The sequence below is a fragment of the Sphingomonas sp. genome, assembly GCF_017744835.1.
Taxonomy (GTDB): Bacteria; Pseudomonadota; Alphaproteobacteria; order Sphingomonadales; family Sphingomonadaceae; genus Sphingomonas.
The window spans coordinates 884319-897112 of record NZ_JAGIAM010000003.1; the positions used below are offsets into that span (position 1 = coordinate 884319).

Here is a 12794-nt window from a genome sequence, read left to right on the forward strand (position 1 = left end):
TCAGTCAACGCCCGGTAAAGGCGCGCGCGGCGGTCAGCGCGGAAACAGCAGCGCGGCGAGTTCCGCCACGGGAGCATTTTCCGGATATTGCGGCACATCGTCGGCGATGACGATCCAGGGCTGCTTGCGCCTCGTCCAGATATGCGCGCGCGGCACCAGCGTGTCGCTCGCGTCGAGTGTTCCCGCGCGGAGGATTGCCAGTCCCGGCCGCGCGCTGTTCACGTTCCACAGCCGCGTGTGGCAGGTGCCGCACACCATGTGCGCGGCCTCTGCGCCAGAGAGCGCTGTCAGGCGATAGGCCTCGATCGGGCCGCTCGCCTGCAGCGCTTCCTCCGCGACCATTGCCTGCATCGCGAACGCGCTTCCCGATCCGGTCTGGCAGATCAGGCAGTGGCAGCAATAAATCGGCGGAGTCTCCTCCACCGAGACCGTGTAGCGGACGGCGCCGCAGCGGCAGCCGCCCGCCATCACGTGCTTACGCCGCCTTCTTCAGGTGACGCCGGCCGAGCAGCTCGGCGATCTGCACGGCGTTGAGCGCCGCGCCCTTGCGCAGGTTGTCCGAGACGCACCAGAGCGACAGGCCGTTGTCGACGGTCGAATCCTCGCGCACGCGGCTGACATAGGTGGCGTATTCGCCCACACACTCGACCGGGGTGACGTATCCGCCGTCCTCGCGCTTGTCGACGAGCATCACGCCCGGCGCCTCGCGCAGAATCTTCTGCGCCTGCTCGGCCGAGATCTCGTCCTCGAACTCGATGTTGATCGCTTCCGAATGGCCGACGAACACCGGCACGCGCACGCAGGTGGCGGTCACCTTGATCTTGGTATCGAGGATCTTCTTGGTCTCGACCACCATCTTCCACTCTTCCTTGGTCGAGCCGTCCTCGAGGAAGCTGTCGATGTGGGGGATCACGTTGAACGCGATCTGCTTGGTGAACTTCACCCGATCGGCCTGGTCGCCGACGAAGATGTTGCGGCTCTGCTCGAACAGCTCGTCCATGCCCGCCTTGCCGGCGCCCGAGACCGACTGGTAGGTCGCCACGACCACACGCTTGATCTTCGCGGCGTCGTGCAGCGGCTTCAGCGCCACCACCATCTGCGCGGTCGAGCAGTTCGGGTTCGCGATGATATTCTTGGCCGTGTATCCGTCGATCGCCTCGGGGTTCACTTCGGGCACGATCAGCGGCACGTCCGGGTCCATGCGGTAGAGCGAGCTGTTGTCGATCACCGTGCAGCCCGCCGCGGCGAACTTGGGGGCATAGACCTTGGTCGCGTCCGATCCGATCGCGAACAGCGCGATGTCCCAACCGGTGGGATCGAAGTGCTCGATGTTCTGGATCTTGTACTGTTTGCCGGTCTCGCCGAAGTCGACCATGTCACCGGTCGAGCGCGACGAGGCAACGACCGCGAGATCGTCGATCGGGAATTCGCGCTCGGCGAGGATGTTCAGCATTTCGCGCCCGACATTGCCGGTGGCGCCTGCGACGACGACACGGTAGCCCATTTCCGTCCTTCCATCAGGATCGTCGCGCGCACGGCGACGAAGAGTGCATTTGGTGGTGGATGTTGCGGAATGCCAGCGCATTCCTGTTGCTTCGAAGCAAAGCGTTGCTTCACGCGCCCTGGTCAGGCGCGGGTCGTAATTCGCGTAGTGGTGCGCGGTTTTCGAAGCATGGGCGGCCGTTAACAGAACAAAAGCTGCGTGGCGAGCCCGTTTCGCGAAAAATTGCGAAAGCGGGCTCGCCTTACCCTAGCTCAGCGTTGCCCGGCCTCGCCGCCGGCGCGCCGATCGAGGAAGTCCAGGATCGTCCCCCACAGATGCTCGCTGATCCCCGGCCCACCGACGCGGTGGGTATGACCCGGGTACAGCATCATCTCGAACGGCACCTTCTGCTGCTGCAGCGTCGCCGCCATCGCCGTGGTGTTCTCGAGAACGACATTGTCGTCGGCCATGCCGTGCAGGATCAGCAGCGGATCGGAAATCTTCGCTGCGTCGGAAATGGTGTCCGAGGTCCTGTAGGCATCGGGCACCTTGTTCGGATCGCCCATGTAGCGCTCGGTGTAATGGGTGTCGTACAGCTCCCACTTGGTCACCGGCGCGCCGGCAACTCCAGCGGCGAAGGTCCCCGGCGCCGCCTCGAGCATCTTCAGCGTCATATAGCCGCCATAGGACCAGCCATAGGTGACGATCCGCTTCGGATCGACGAAGTCGAGCGTCTTGAGGAAGTTCGCACCCTCGACCTGGTCCTGCACTTCGATCGAGCCCATCGCGTGCCAGATCGCGTCCTCGAACGCCTTACCGCGGTTGGGCGAGCCGCGATTGTCGATCTGGAACCAGATATAGCCGCGGTCGACCAGATATTGCTGGAGCGCCCCGCCCCAGGCGCGGCTCACCGTCTGGCTGTGCGGGCCGCCATAATGCTGGAAGAACACCGGATAGCGCTTGCCGGGCTCCAGCTTGGGCGTGACCATTTCCCAGTGGAGCACCGCCCCGTCCTTGGTGGTGAGCGTGCCGAAGCTGCGCTCGCGGTGGCTGGCGAGGTACGGATGATAGGGGTGATCGGCCGCGGTGACGGCATTCTCGTTCACCCAGGCGATCCGCTTGCCCTTTGCATCGGCCAGATAGGCCTGCGCGGGCTGGTTCACGTTCGAGCGCGTGACGATGATCCGGTGCGCGGCATCGTCCATCGTCGCCATGTTCCACCACCCGGCCTCGGTGAGGCGCGTCACCGTGCCCGGATTGGCGATGCTCGTCGAATAGAGGTGCCGCTCGAGCACGCCGTCCTTGTTGCCGAGGAAGAAGATGCGGCCCGCGGCTTCGTCCACGCCGACCACGTCAGGCGTGACTTCCCAGTCGCCCTTGGTGAGCTGCGTCCATTTGCCCGCTTTGAAGCGATAGAGATGGCCGTGGCCGTCGCGCTCGGACCACCAGATCAGGCTGCCGTCCGCCAGCGGGGTGAGCGCGTTGGAGAGGTTGACCCAGCTCTTGGGCCCTGACTTCTCGCTGAACAGCACCGCCGACTTGCCGGTGGCCGGATCGACCTTGAGCACATCGAGCACGGTCTGGTCGCGGTTCTGGCGCTGGACGTAGAGCGTCTTGCCATCCCGCGACCAGTCGACGCGGGCGAGATAGACGTCGATCTCGCTGCCCAGGTCCACCTTGACGCGGTTCGCACCGTTGGGATCCATCAGATAGAGCTCGACCAGCGCGTTGGGAGTCCCCGCCTTGGGATAGCGCTGCTGGTAGATGTTGGTCCCCTCGGCCCCGATCGCCGCCCGGGTGACCACGCCGACCTGCGCCTCGTCGAAGCGCTCGACGGCGATGCGTCGGTCATCGGGCGACCACCAATAGCCGTTGAAGCGGTCCATTTCCTCCTGTGCGACGAACTCGGCCTCGCCCCAGTGCACCGTGTCGGCGCCGTCCTGCGTGACGCGCTCGCCCTTGCCCGAGCCCAGCTCCATCACCACCAGATTCTGGTCGAGCACGTAGCTGGCGAAGCGCCCGCCCGGGCTCACGCTCGCGTTGAGCTTGGCGCCGGCGCCCGCCGGAAGCTTGCGCACGCTGCCGTCGAGCGTCGCGAGGTAGAGATCGCCCTCGAGCGGCACCAGGATCGACTTGCTGTCAGGCGACCAGTCATAGGCGACGATGCCCTTGGTCCCGCCGATGCGCGCTCGCTCGCGCTGCATCTTCTCGGCCTCCGAGAGCTCGGCGCCGCTGCCGACCTTCTTCGAATCGACCAGCACGCGCCACTGCCCCGTGGCGGTGTCCATCGCCCACAGGTCGAAGCGCTCCTTCTCCTCGGGCCGGTTGCGCAGCAGGGTCAGCCATTTGCCGTCGGGCGAGAGCGTCATCTTGCGCGGCTGAAGACCGTTGAGATCCGGGCTGGCGAAGACCCGCTCCAGCGTCAGATCCTGCGGCTGCGCCACGGCGTCAACGGCCATGACCGGCATCACTGACGAAATTAAAGCAAGCCCAACCAACCATTTGCGCATACCCATCTATCTCCTTGGGGGTGCGTTATCGCGGCGCGAAAGGCGCGGGTAAAGGGCCAGCTTGTTCGGCGCGGATCGCCTGCCTATGCAGGGCGGATGCAGACCAGCGGCAATTACGAAACCGACGGGTATGCCGTGATCCGCGGCCTGCTCGCCCCCGAAGTGTGCAACGCCTTCCTCAACCAGTTCCAGGCCGCGGTCCAGCAGAGCGGCACCCCGCTGTCCAAGCTGGCCCGTGCCAACCACCTGCTCCGCCGTGAGGCAGTCGAGATGTACGGCTATCACTTCCCGCCGATGCTGACGCTGCTCTGGGGACTGACGCCGACGATCGCGAGCCTTGCCGGGCGCGACCTGATGCCGAGCTACAGCTATTTCCGCATCTACCGCGAAGGCGACGTCTGCCTGGTCCACAGCGACCGGCTGTCGTGCGAGCACAGCGTCTCGCTGACGCTCGACTATAGCGACGGCGTGCCCTGGCCGCTCGAAGTCGCACGCGAGCCGACCGAGCCCAATGCCTCGACGCAGGAGGATTTCGGCGACGCCCCCTTCGCCTCGATTGCGATGAATCCCGGCGATGCAGTGCTCTACCAGGGCGTCCACCGCCGCCACGGCCGCATCACCCCCAACCCCAATGGCTGGTCGGCGCACCTCTTCCTCCACTGGGTCGAGCGCGGCGGGCGGTTCGCCGACAAGGCGTTCGACGGCAACCACGACACCATCCGCCCCGCCAACTTCTCGTTCCGCTGATCAATCGAGTCCGAGCGCGACCTTGCGCGAGACGAGGATGAAGCGCGGACCGACGCCGTTGAGCCCGGCGCGGTCGTCGGGGTTGTAGAGCGCGCATTTCTTAAGGCTGAGGCAGCCGCAGCCGATGCAGCCGTTGAGATCGTCGAGCGTGCGCTGGAGCTGCGCGACGCGTTGCTCGATCACTTTGCGGAAATTCGCGCTGATCCGCTGCCAGTCGGCGGCGGTGGGCGCCCTCCCCTCGGGCAGCTTCGCCAGTTCCTCGGCGAGCTGCGGCAGCGTGAAGCCGAGCTGCTGGGCGATCAGCGCGAAGGAGATGCGGCGAATGTCGGAGCGGAGGAAGCGCCGCTGATTGCCGCTGGTGCGGATCGGATGGACGAGCCCCTTGCGCTCGTAGAAGCGCACCGCCGAGACCGACAGCCCGGTGCGCGCCGCCAGCTCGCCGATCGTCAGCAGCTCGTTCCCGCGCAGCATCGCACCTCCTCAAAATCGCGCTTGACCTCAACCTTGGTTGAGGTTGTAGCTGCTCGCGGCATGGCATCCAAATGCGAAAGGAAACCCATGCCGCAGCCCTATATCGAGCACGTCAACCTGACCGTCAGCGATCCCGAGCGGATGGCGCAGTTGCTCCATCGCCTGTTTGGCTGGCACGTCCGCTGGGAAGGACCTGCCCGGGACAACGGTCGCGTGATCCACATCGGCGACGAGCGCACCTATCTGGCGGTCTATACGCCCCCGGAGGCCCCTGAGGCCGATACGTTCGCGAAGGGCCGTCCGCTCAACCATGTCGGGATCCTCGTCGACGATCTCGACGAGATCGAGCGGCGGGTGGTGGCGGCGGGGCTCGTGCCCTTCGCCCACGCCGATTATGATCCGGGCCGGCGCTTCTACTTCCTCGACTATGACGGAACCGAGTTCGAGATCGTCAGCTACGCCTGACGCCTCAGTGCCGCGGCGTCGGCTGATGACCGACAGGCAGGTGGTGCATCACGGCGTGGATGTCGCGCCGGTCGATCACCTGGCCGCACATCGGGCAGCGCTCGAAATGCTTCAGCTCGTCGCGCAGCATCCTGGCTGCGGCGCGGCGGCTGAGGGTCCGGGGCCGGGAAATCGTCGCTTCGAGCATGGGCGCGCCTTTCGTTAGCATCTTATTCACCATTATAGGTGCAGATACGGAGGCTGGAGCATCGCGCCCGTGAATCTTTTCGCCGGCGGCGGGTCCGCGCGCGTTCGCGCATTCCACATTGCATAGAAAAAGGGCGCGGCAGCCTGGCCACCGCGCCCCTTTTTGTCTCGAAAAGCCAGAGGCTTACTCGGCAGCAGCGACCTCGGTCGGGCGCACGTCGCGGCGCTCGGCAATGCGGGCCGACTTGCCGGTGCGGCCGCGCAGATAATAGAGCTTCGCGCGACGCACGACGCCCTTGCGGACCACTTCGATCGACTCGATGTTCGGCGAATAGAGCGGGAAGACGCGCTCGACGCCCTCGCCGAACGAGATCTTGCGGACAGTGAACGACGAGCCCATGCCCTTGTTCGAGCGCGCGATGCACACGCCCTCATAGTTCTGGACGCGGGTGCGCTCGCCTTCGACGACCTTCACGCCGACCTTGAGCGTGTCGCCCGGGCGGAACGTCGGAATCTTCTCCGCCTCGTTGAACTTGGCGATCTGCTCGGCTTCGAGCGTCTGGATCAGGTTCATTTTCAATCGTCCTGTTTACGTCGCCGCGCGCCAGAGGGAGACTGGACCCGAGCGCCCTCATGGCGCTCCCAAAGGTCCGGCCTCCGTGACCGTGTGTCGATCTCGGCTCGCTGGCGTCGCCAGGCCTCGATCTTCGCATGATCCCCCGATCGCAGCACTTCGGGGATCGTGCGCCCTTCCCATTCGACAGGTCGGGTATATTGCGGATATTCGAGCAGCCCCGTTTCGAAGCTCTCGTCCATGCCGCTGGAAGGCGCGCCCATTACTCCGGGAACGAGGCGAATGCAAGCGTCGAGCACCACCAGGGCCGCCATTTCGCCGCCCGAGAGGATATAGTCGCCGATCGACACCTGCTCGATGTCGCGCGCCTCGAACAGCCGCTCGTCCATCCCCTCGAACCGGCCGCACAGGATCGTGACTCCCGGCCCTCCGGCAAGCTCGCGGACGCGGGCCTGCGCCAGCGGGCGCCCGCGCGGCGTCATCGCGAGCACCGGTCGCCCCGCCGGCACGCTGTCGAGCGCCGAGGCGAGCACGTCGGCGCGCATCACCATCCCCGCCCCGCCGCCCGCGGGCGTATCGTCGACGGAGCGATGCTTATCGGTGGCGAAATCGCGGATCTGGACGGTGTCGAGGCTCCACAGCCCTTCGCGAAGCGCGCGGCCGGCGAGCGAGGCGCCCAGCGGGCCGGGGAACATCTCCGGGTAGAGCGTCAGGACGGTGGCAGAGAAAGTCATCGGCGGTCCATCAGCCGGAGCAGGCCGTAAGCGCAAGCCCAACCCAGCAGAAATGCGATTCCCGCCGCGAAGGCGACATACATCGCCGCCCCTATTGCCATGCCGCACGCATCAACCCCGCATGACTCAGCCGAGCTCATCGCGGCGTTGAAGAAGACGAAAGCGCATAAAGCGACTATCGCTCCTGGCACGATCGCTGCGGCGATCAACGTCTTGCGGGTGCGCGACCAGCCCGGTCGCCACCAGTGGAGACCCAGGCTTGCCAGCACCGCCGGTACGACGCCCAGCGCGAGAACCTCGAGCCACTCGATCGCGCTCATAACGTCCAATCCTCGATGCGAAGCCCGGGCACGTCCCGGAAGTCGCGGGTGTTGCTGGTGACCAGGGTCGCGCCGAGCGCCAGTGCGTGCGCGGCGATCAGCCGGTCGAACTTTCCACGCGCCCGCGCCGCCGCCGGGAAGGCGCGCGCCGCTGCCGTGTCGAACGGGACGACGCCGATGCTTTCGATCAGCGCGTCGAGCGATTCGAGCCGCGCGATCTCGGCCAGCGCGACTGCCGAAATGGCGACGCTGCCCGACGCCTGCCGCCGCACGCGATGCGCGACGCGGCACTCGGCGTTGCGCGCGATGCGGATGCACACATTGGCGTCGAGCAGGTAGCGGATCACCTGTCCGCCATAGGCGGCGCGCGCGCGCAACGGAACCCGGCGCCGTCCCGCGGCTTTCGGACACGGATGGACGACTGCATCATCATCGGCGCCGGGCCGGCGGGACTGACCGCCGCGATCTATCTCGCGCGCTATCACCTGAGCATCCGGTTGTTCGACTGCGGATCGAGCCGCGCGGCGCTGATCCCGTGCACGCACAACCACGCCGGCTATCCCGACGGCATCGCGGGCAAGGAGCTGCTCCGGCTGATGCTGGTCCAGGCCGAGAAATATGGCGCGGTGCGCGAGCTGGCCGAAGTGACCGGGCTGCGCTGCGCCGATCACGGCTTCGTCGTTCGCGTCGGCGAGCGTGACTATCCGGCGCGTTCGGTGCTGCTCGCCACCGGCGTGGTCAACAACCGCCCCGACATGGCCGAGGGCATCCACGACGAGGCGCTGGCGCAGGGGCTGATCCGCTATTGCCCGGTGTGCGACGGCTATGAAGTGACGGACAAGCGCGTGGGCGTGATCGGCACCGGCGACCATGCCGCGCGCGAGGCGCTGTTCCTGCGCGGCTTCACCCGCGACGTGACGCTGATCGCGCCCGAGGGACCGCACGCGCTCGAACCGGCGATGATCGCCGAGCTCGACGAGGCGGGAGTCGTGCGCGTCGATGGCGCGTGCGGCGACTATCGAGTCGAGGACGAGCGGATCAGCGTGCGCGCGGGTACCGACGATACGCGGCTGGCGTTCGACAGCATCTATCCGGCGCTGGGCTCGCGCATCCGATCGGGGCTGGCGATCCAGGCCGGCGCGCGGGCGGCGGAGGACGGGTGCCTGGAAGTGGACTCGCACCAGCGCACCTCGGTCCCCGGGCTGTTCGCTGCGGGCGACGTCGCCAAGGGACTCGACCAGATCAGCCATGCGATGGGCGAGGCGGGCGTCGCGGCGACGACGATCCGCAACATGCTCAACGAACAGCGCCCACTGTGGCGGTGAGAAGCGACATTCAACCATTGGGTTAGCGGGGCGCGACGCCAAACCCTTTGGTTGAATGAAAAAGCGCGGATTCCTGCGGGTTTCGGTGAAAATGGCGGTCTGGAAGTGGACACGAAACGCGGATTCACGCGAAAATTCGTCGCGCCCTTCTGCTCCGCCGGAGCGGTGTGCTGGAGCAAGGGGCAGGCACAGGCGCATTTTAGAACATTTACAGAACAAATCCTACAAGTAAAGTGGCGCGATCAGTGCCCTACCCCGCCCGTCGCGAGCGCATGCGCCCAGTCCGGGCGGCCTTCGTCGGCTGCCTTGGCGGCTGCGGCGGCGTGGTCGTAGGCCACGGCGTGGAAGCTGAGCGTGCCGGCTTCGAGGATCGCGTAGCGGGCGTGCGGGTCGCCGGTCTCGACGATGTAGGGAAAGGGGCGGTCGTCGTCGAAGGCCTGGAGGCCGACGCTGCCGGGATTGGCGACGGTGCGGCCGTCGGGCAGCTGCATCCGGCCGGGCAGGTGCGAATGGCCGCAGAGGGTCAGCGGCTCGGGGCGGTCGCCGAGGCGTTCGGCGACTTCGGCCTGGGTGGCGCGGCGCAGGCCGGCGGGTTCGACCGTTTCGAGGAAGGGTTCGACGTCGCTGGCAGGGGTGCCGTGGCAGAGGAAGACGGCGTCGAGGGTGAGCGTCGCCGGCAGCGCGGCCATCCATGCGAGCTGGGCGTCGGACAGCCGGGGCCGCGTGAAGGCGTCGGTGGCGCTCATCCGCTCGGGCGCAAGCGTGAGCACCTGGCGCTCGTGATTGCCGGCGATCGTCGGCCAGTCGCGCGCCATGAGCAGCTCGGCGGTCTCGGCGGGCCAGAGCGGGCCCGAGAGGATGTCGCCGAGATTGACGAAGCGCGTGCAGCCGCGCGCCTCGGCATCGGCGATCACTGCCTCGAGCGCGAGGAGGTTGCCGTGGACGTCGGAGAGGATCGCGGTGCGCATGCCAGTGGGATTATCGGGTCGATCGCGTGCGTGCCAAGTGTCGATATCTATCTCCCCTCCCTGAAAGGGAGGGGAGTGTATTGAGTGAAGGTCGGTCCGACCTAGGGCCGGGCTGCGGGGACGGGTCGGAAGCGCAGGGCCTGGATCGTCACGGGGCGGGTCGGCGCGAGGAGGAGCGTGCCTTCGAGGCTGCCCTTGTCACATTGCCAGCGGAAGCCGCCCGAGAGCGCTCCGGTGGCGTGAAGCGGTTCGACCGGGCCTTCACAGGCGCCGAGCTGCGCTCGCAGGGCGGCGAGGTCGCGGCGCCAGCCGTCGGCGGAGCGGTCGAGCAGCATGTTCATCGCGAGTCCGGGCCCCGCGACCATGATGTCGCCCGCCTTGTAGACGGCGCGCGCCGTCTCCTGCGCGGCCGCGAGATCGGCGCTGACCGAAGTCTCGGCGAAATGGAGCGCGCCGGCCTTGTGGAGCGCGAACATCGCATCCCAGGCGGTGCCCGAGGCGCCGGTGTAGGTGCGGTTGGTGAAGACGAAGATGCCCACTCCCGCCTCGGGCAGCAGCAGCATGTGCGATCCGTAGCCCGGATAGCCGCCGCCGTGGTGGAGCATCATGCCGAGCTCGCAATCCTGCGACACGCGCAGCCCCTTGCCATAGGCGGTGCCCTGCATGCAGCCGCCCTGGGCCGAGGCGCCGATGCGCGGCGTCATGCGCACGAAGTTGAGGCCCTGCGCCAGCTCGCGGACGGTGGCGCGCTTGACCGGGCCGGTGTCGGGCGCGTCGCGCGGCGGCCAAGCGGAGAGCAGGAAGGCGATCCATTTGGCATAGTCGTTGGCGCTCACCTGGAGCCCGCCCATCGGGCCGAAGGCGCCGTGGTGCATCGTCGGTTCCTCGGCCCAGGCGCCGTCCTCGAAGCGATAGCCGATCGCGCGGCTCTCGGCCGGGGCCTCGGCGACCTCGAAGCCGCTTGACGTCATGCCCAGCGGCTTCAGGATCGTGCGCTCGACATAGGTGCGATAGGGCATGCCCGAGGCATTGGCGACGATCCGGCCGAGCAGCGCATAGCCGAAGTTGGAATATTCATGCGCCATGCCCGGCGCGCGGCTGAACGGCACGCCGGCCTGGAGCATGCGGGTGAACTCGGCGTCGGGCATCGGAGTCTGGCGGTCGCCCCAGGGATCGTCGGTGACGAAGCCGGCGACGTGCGAGAGCAGGTCGCGGATGCGAATGCGCGGGCTGTCCGCAGTGGGATAGGTCCAGCCGCGCATCTCGGGCACATGCTTCTCGGCGAGATCGTCGAGCGACAGCTTGCCGGCGTCGCGCAGCGCGAGGATCGAGAGCGCCGTGAAGGCCTTGGTCATCGAGGCGATGCGGAACAGCGTGTCCGGCGTGACCGGGCGGCGGCTCTTGAGGTCCTTCACGCCGAAGCCGCGGACATGGACGAGCCGCCCCTCGGCGACCACGCCATAGACCAGCCCCGGCGTGGGGGTGTCGTGCTGAAAGGCCTCGAACTGGCGGTCGATCGCGTCGAACTGCGGCGCGAGCTGCGCGGCGCTGGTCTGCGCGGCGGCGGGCGCCGTGGTGAAGACGATTGCGGCGACGATCGCAGTGAAGAGCCGGGCCATGTGTTCCCCCCGATTAAACGGGTTCAGCATGGCGGTTTGCGGCGGTAATTAAAATCCTTCCCCAGCACGCTGGGAAGGATCTTTCAGGTTTCGATGAAGGCTTCGGCGATCACCAGCCGATCGGCATCCCATTCGGGCACCGCTTCGGGGCGCATCGGGACCATGAAGCGCTTGCTGCGCCCCGTTTCATCGGCCGGCCGCTCGATCTCGAGCACGTCGCCGGCGCCGTAATTGTCGACCGCGATCACCTGCCCCAGCGGCTTGCCCTGGGCCGAGACGGCAGGGAGGCCGAGCAGGTCGACGTGATAATATTCGCCCTCGCCCAGCGGCGGGAGCGCCGAGCGCGGGACGGTGAGCTCGGTGCCGCGCAGCGCCTCGGCGGCGTTGCGGTCGGCGACCTCGGCGAAGCGCGCGATCGCGCCATTGGAGCCGCTGCGCAGGCCCTTGAGCGTGAGCGCGCCGGCGTTGAAGCTTTTGTAGCTGGCAAGGTCGTCGGCGAAGACCTTGAGGCGCACTTCGCCGGCGATACCGTGCGCGCCGATGATCACTGCCAGGGTGACGGGCTTGTCAAAACCCCTCCCCTTCAGGGGAGGGGTTTGGGGTGGGGCAGAGTTGCCGGGCGAGGTGCTCATTGGAGAGTCCCCCACCCCAACCCCTCCCCTGAAGGGGAGGGGCTAAGGCACATCTCAACCCTGCGGCGAATCGGGCTGACGGGGCGCAGAGTCCTCGTCGCCTTCGGCCGGTTCTTCGGTCGAGGCGCCGCTGGGATTGGTCTGGGTGTCACCCGGCTCTTCACGCTCGATATCGTCCGGTCCGCTCGGGGGTCGGCTGGCCATCATGCGCTCCTCTGGCTGTTGTCTGCCCGAGGGAACGCATGACGGCCGCCAATTGCCTCAGGCTTCCGAAGCTTCCTCAGCAGCGGCGGGAGCTTCCTCGGCGGGCGCCTCGGCCGGAGCCTCTTCGGCGGCCGGAGCTTCCTCGACGACCGGAGCAGCCGCGGCGGCCGCAGCGGCTTCCTCGGCGGCCTTCGCCTTCTCGGCACGCTCCTCGGCGCGCTCCTTGGCCTTCTCGCCCGGCTCGGCCTTCTTCGGGTTGTTGCGGGCCGCACGCTCCTTGACGCCGAGGACGTCGAGGAAGCGCAGGACGCGATCGGTCGGCTGCGCGCCGACGCTCAGCCAGTGCTTGGCGCGCTCGGTGTCGAGCTTGACGCGCTCGGGCGAATCCTTGGCGAGGAGCGGGTTGTAGGTGCCGATCTTCTCGATGAACTTGCCGTCACGCGGGCTGCGCGCGTCGGCGATCACGATCCGGTAGTACGGGCGCTTCTTCGAACCGCCGCGCGAAAGACGCATAGAGAGAGCCATTACTTCACTTCCTTCTTATCAATTCGGTTAC

At 67.2% G+C, this 12794-nt stretch carries 17 protein-coding genes; 3 read left to right on the forward strand and 14 right to left on the reverse strand.

Features of this window, described 5'->3' with window-relative positions; all coding sequences use genetic code 11:
- Nucleotides 1–33: 33 nt before the first annotated feature.
- The 3 genes from J7500_RS12020 to J7500_RS12030 form a co-directional block, all read right to left on the reverse strand.
- Complete coding sequence (locus J7500_RS12020) at nucleotides 34–468, reverse strand: GFA family protein (RefSeq protein WP_294061943.1); 435 nt, start codon at nucleotides 466–468, stop codon at nucleotides 34–36.
- Between the two features lie 7 nt (nucleotides 469–475).
- Nucleotides 476–1504 (reverse strand): aspartate-semialdehyde dehydrogenase, encoded by a 1029-nt coding sequence (locus J7500_RS12025; RefSeq protein ID WP_294061944.1) that lies wholly within the window; start codon nucleotides 1502–1504, stop codon nucleotides 476–478.
- A 251-nt stretch (nucleotides 1505–1755) separates the two neighbouring features.
- Nucleotides 1756–3942, reverse strand: coding sequence for a DPP IV N-terminal domain-containing protein (locus J7500_RS12030; protein ID WP_294061945.1), 2187 nt, complete (start codon nucleotides 3940–3942; stop codon nucleotides 1756–1758).
- Between the two features lie 147 nt (nucleotides 3943–4089).
- On the opposite strand from J7500_RS12030, the gene J7500_RS12035 reads away from it, so the two are divergent.
- Complete coding sequence (locus tag J7500_RS12035; protein WP_294061946.1) at nucleotides 4090–4740, forward strand: hypothetical protein; 651 nt, start codon at nucleotides 4090–4092, stop codon at nucleotides 4738–4740.
- Here J7500_RS12035 and soxR read toward each other — a convergent pair whose 3' ends face one another.
- On the reverse strand, nucleotides 4741–5208 hold the full coding sequence (soxR, locus tag J7500_RS12040) for a redox-sensitive transcriptional activator SoxR (RefSeq protein WP_294062170.1): 468 nt from the start codon (nucleotides 5206–5208) through the stop codon (nucleotides 4741–4743).
- A 90-nt stretch (nucleotides 5209–5298) separates the two neighbouring features.
- Between soxR and J7500_RS12045 the strand changes: the two genes are divergently transcribed.
- On the forward strand, nucleotides 5299–5676 hold the full coding sequence (locus J7500_RS12045; protein ID WP_294061947.1) for a VOC family protein: 378 nt from the start codon (nucleotides 5299–5301) through the stop codon (nucleotides 5674–5676).
- A 4-nt stretch (nucleotides 5677–5680) separates the two neighbouring features.
- On the opposite strand, the gene J7500_RS12050 is transcribed toward J7500_RS12045, so the two are convergent.
- From J7500_RS12050 to J7500_RS12070, 5 genes are all read right to left on the reverse strand, one after another.
- Nucleotides 5681–5863 (reverse strand): hypothetical protein, encoded by a 183-nt coding sequence (locus J7500_RS12050; protein ID WP_294061948.1) that lies wholly within the window; start codon nucleotides 5861–5863, stop codon nucleotides 5681–5683.
- A gap of 183 nt (nucleotides 5864–6046) precedes the next feature.
- Nucleotides 6047–6436 (reverse strand): 50S ribosomal protein L19, encoded by a 390-nt coding sequence (rplS, locus tag J7500_RS12055; RefSeq protein ID WP_294061949.1) that lies wholly within the window; start codon nucleotides 6434–6436, stop codon nucleotides 6047–6049.
- 2 nt (nucleotides 6437–6438) lie between these two features.
- Nucleotides 6439–7170: a tRNA (guanosine(37)-N1)-methyltransferase TrmD gene (gene trmD / locus J7500_RS12060; protein ID WP_294061950.1), complete on the reverse strand. Its 732-nt coding sequence runs from the start codon at nucleotides 7168–7170 to the stop codon at nucleotides 6439–6441.
- On the reverse strand, nucleotides 7167–7490 hold the full coding sequence (locus J7500_RS12065) for a hypothetical protein (RefSeq protein WP_294061951.1): 324 nt from the start codon (nucleotides 7488–7490) through the stop codon (nucleotides 7167–7169). Before J7500_RS12065 ends, trmD begins: the two co-directional genes overlap by 4 nt.
- Nucleotides 7487–7867: a PIN domain-containing protein gene (locus J7500_RS12070; protein WP_294061952.1), complete on the reverse strand. Its 381-nt coding sequence runs from the start codon at nucleotides 7865–7867 to the stop codon at nucleotides 7487–7489. The genes J7500_RS12065 and J7500_RS12070 overlap by 4 nt, the downstream gene beginning before the upstream one ends.
- Nucleotides 7868–7903: 36 nt before the next feature.
- On the opposite strand from J7500_RS12070, the gene J7500_RS12075 reads away from it, so the two are divergent.
- The gene (locus J7500_RS12075) at nucleotides 7904–8815 is read left to right on the forward strand and encodes an NAD(P)/FAD-dependent oxidoreductase (RefSeq protein WP_294061953.1); all 912 of its coding nucleotides are present in this window, start codon (nucleotides 7904–7906) and stop codon (nucleotides 8813–8815) included.
- A 242-nt stretch (nucleotides 8816–9057) separates the two neighbouring features.
- Here J7500_RS12075 and J7500_RS12080 read toward each other — a convergent pair whose 3' ends face one another.
- The 5 genes from J7500_RS12080 to rpsP all read right to left on the reverse strand — a co-directional run bounded on the left by J7500_RS12080 (nucleotide 9058) and on the right by rpsP (nucleotide 12763).
- The gene (locus tag J7500_RS12080; RefSeq protein ID WP_294061954.1) at nucleotides 9058–9783 is read right to left on the reverse strand and encodes a metallophosphoesterase family protein; all 726 of its coding nucleotides are present in this window, start codon (nucleotides 9781–9783) and stop codon (nucleotides 9058–9060) included.
- A 101-nt stretch (nucleotides 9784–9884) separates the two neighbouring features.
- Nucleotides 9885–11402 (reverse strand): serine hydrolase, encoded by a 1518-nt coding sequence (locus tag J7500_RS12085; protein ID WP_294061955.1) that lies wholly within the window; start codon nucleotides 11400–11402, stop codon nucleotides 9885–9887.
- An 83-nt stretch (nucleotides 11403–11485) separates the two neighbouring features.
- The gene (gene rimM / locus J7500_RS12090; protein WP_294061956.1) at nucleotides 11486–12034 is read right to left on the reverse strand and encodes a ribosome maturation factor RimM; all 549 of its coding nucleotides are present in this window, start codon (nucleotides 12032–12034) and stop codon (nucleotides 11486–11488) included.
- 54 nt (nucleotides 12035–12088) lie between these two features.
- Nucleotides 12089–12238 carry a hypothetical protein gene (locus J7500_RS12095; RefSeq protein ID WP_294061957.1) on the reverse strand — a complete coding sequence of 50 codons (150 nt, stop codon included), beginning with the start codon at nucleotides 12236–12238 and terminating at the stop codon, nucleotides 12089–12091.
- A 57-nt stretch (nucleotides 12239–12295) separates the two neighbouring features.
- On the reverse strand, nucleotides 12296–12763 hold the full coding sequence (gene rpsP, locus J7500_RS12100; RefSeq protein ID WP_294061958.1) for a 30S ribosomal protein S16: 468 nt from the start codon (nucleotides 12761–12763) through the stop codon (nucleotides 12296–12298).
- Nucleotides 12764–12794 lie beyond the last annotated feature (31 nt).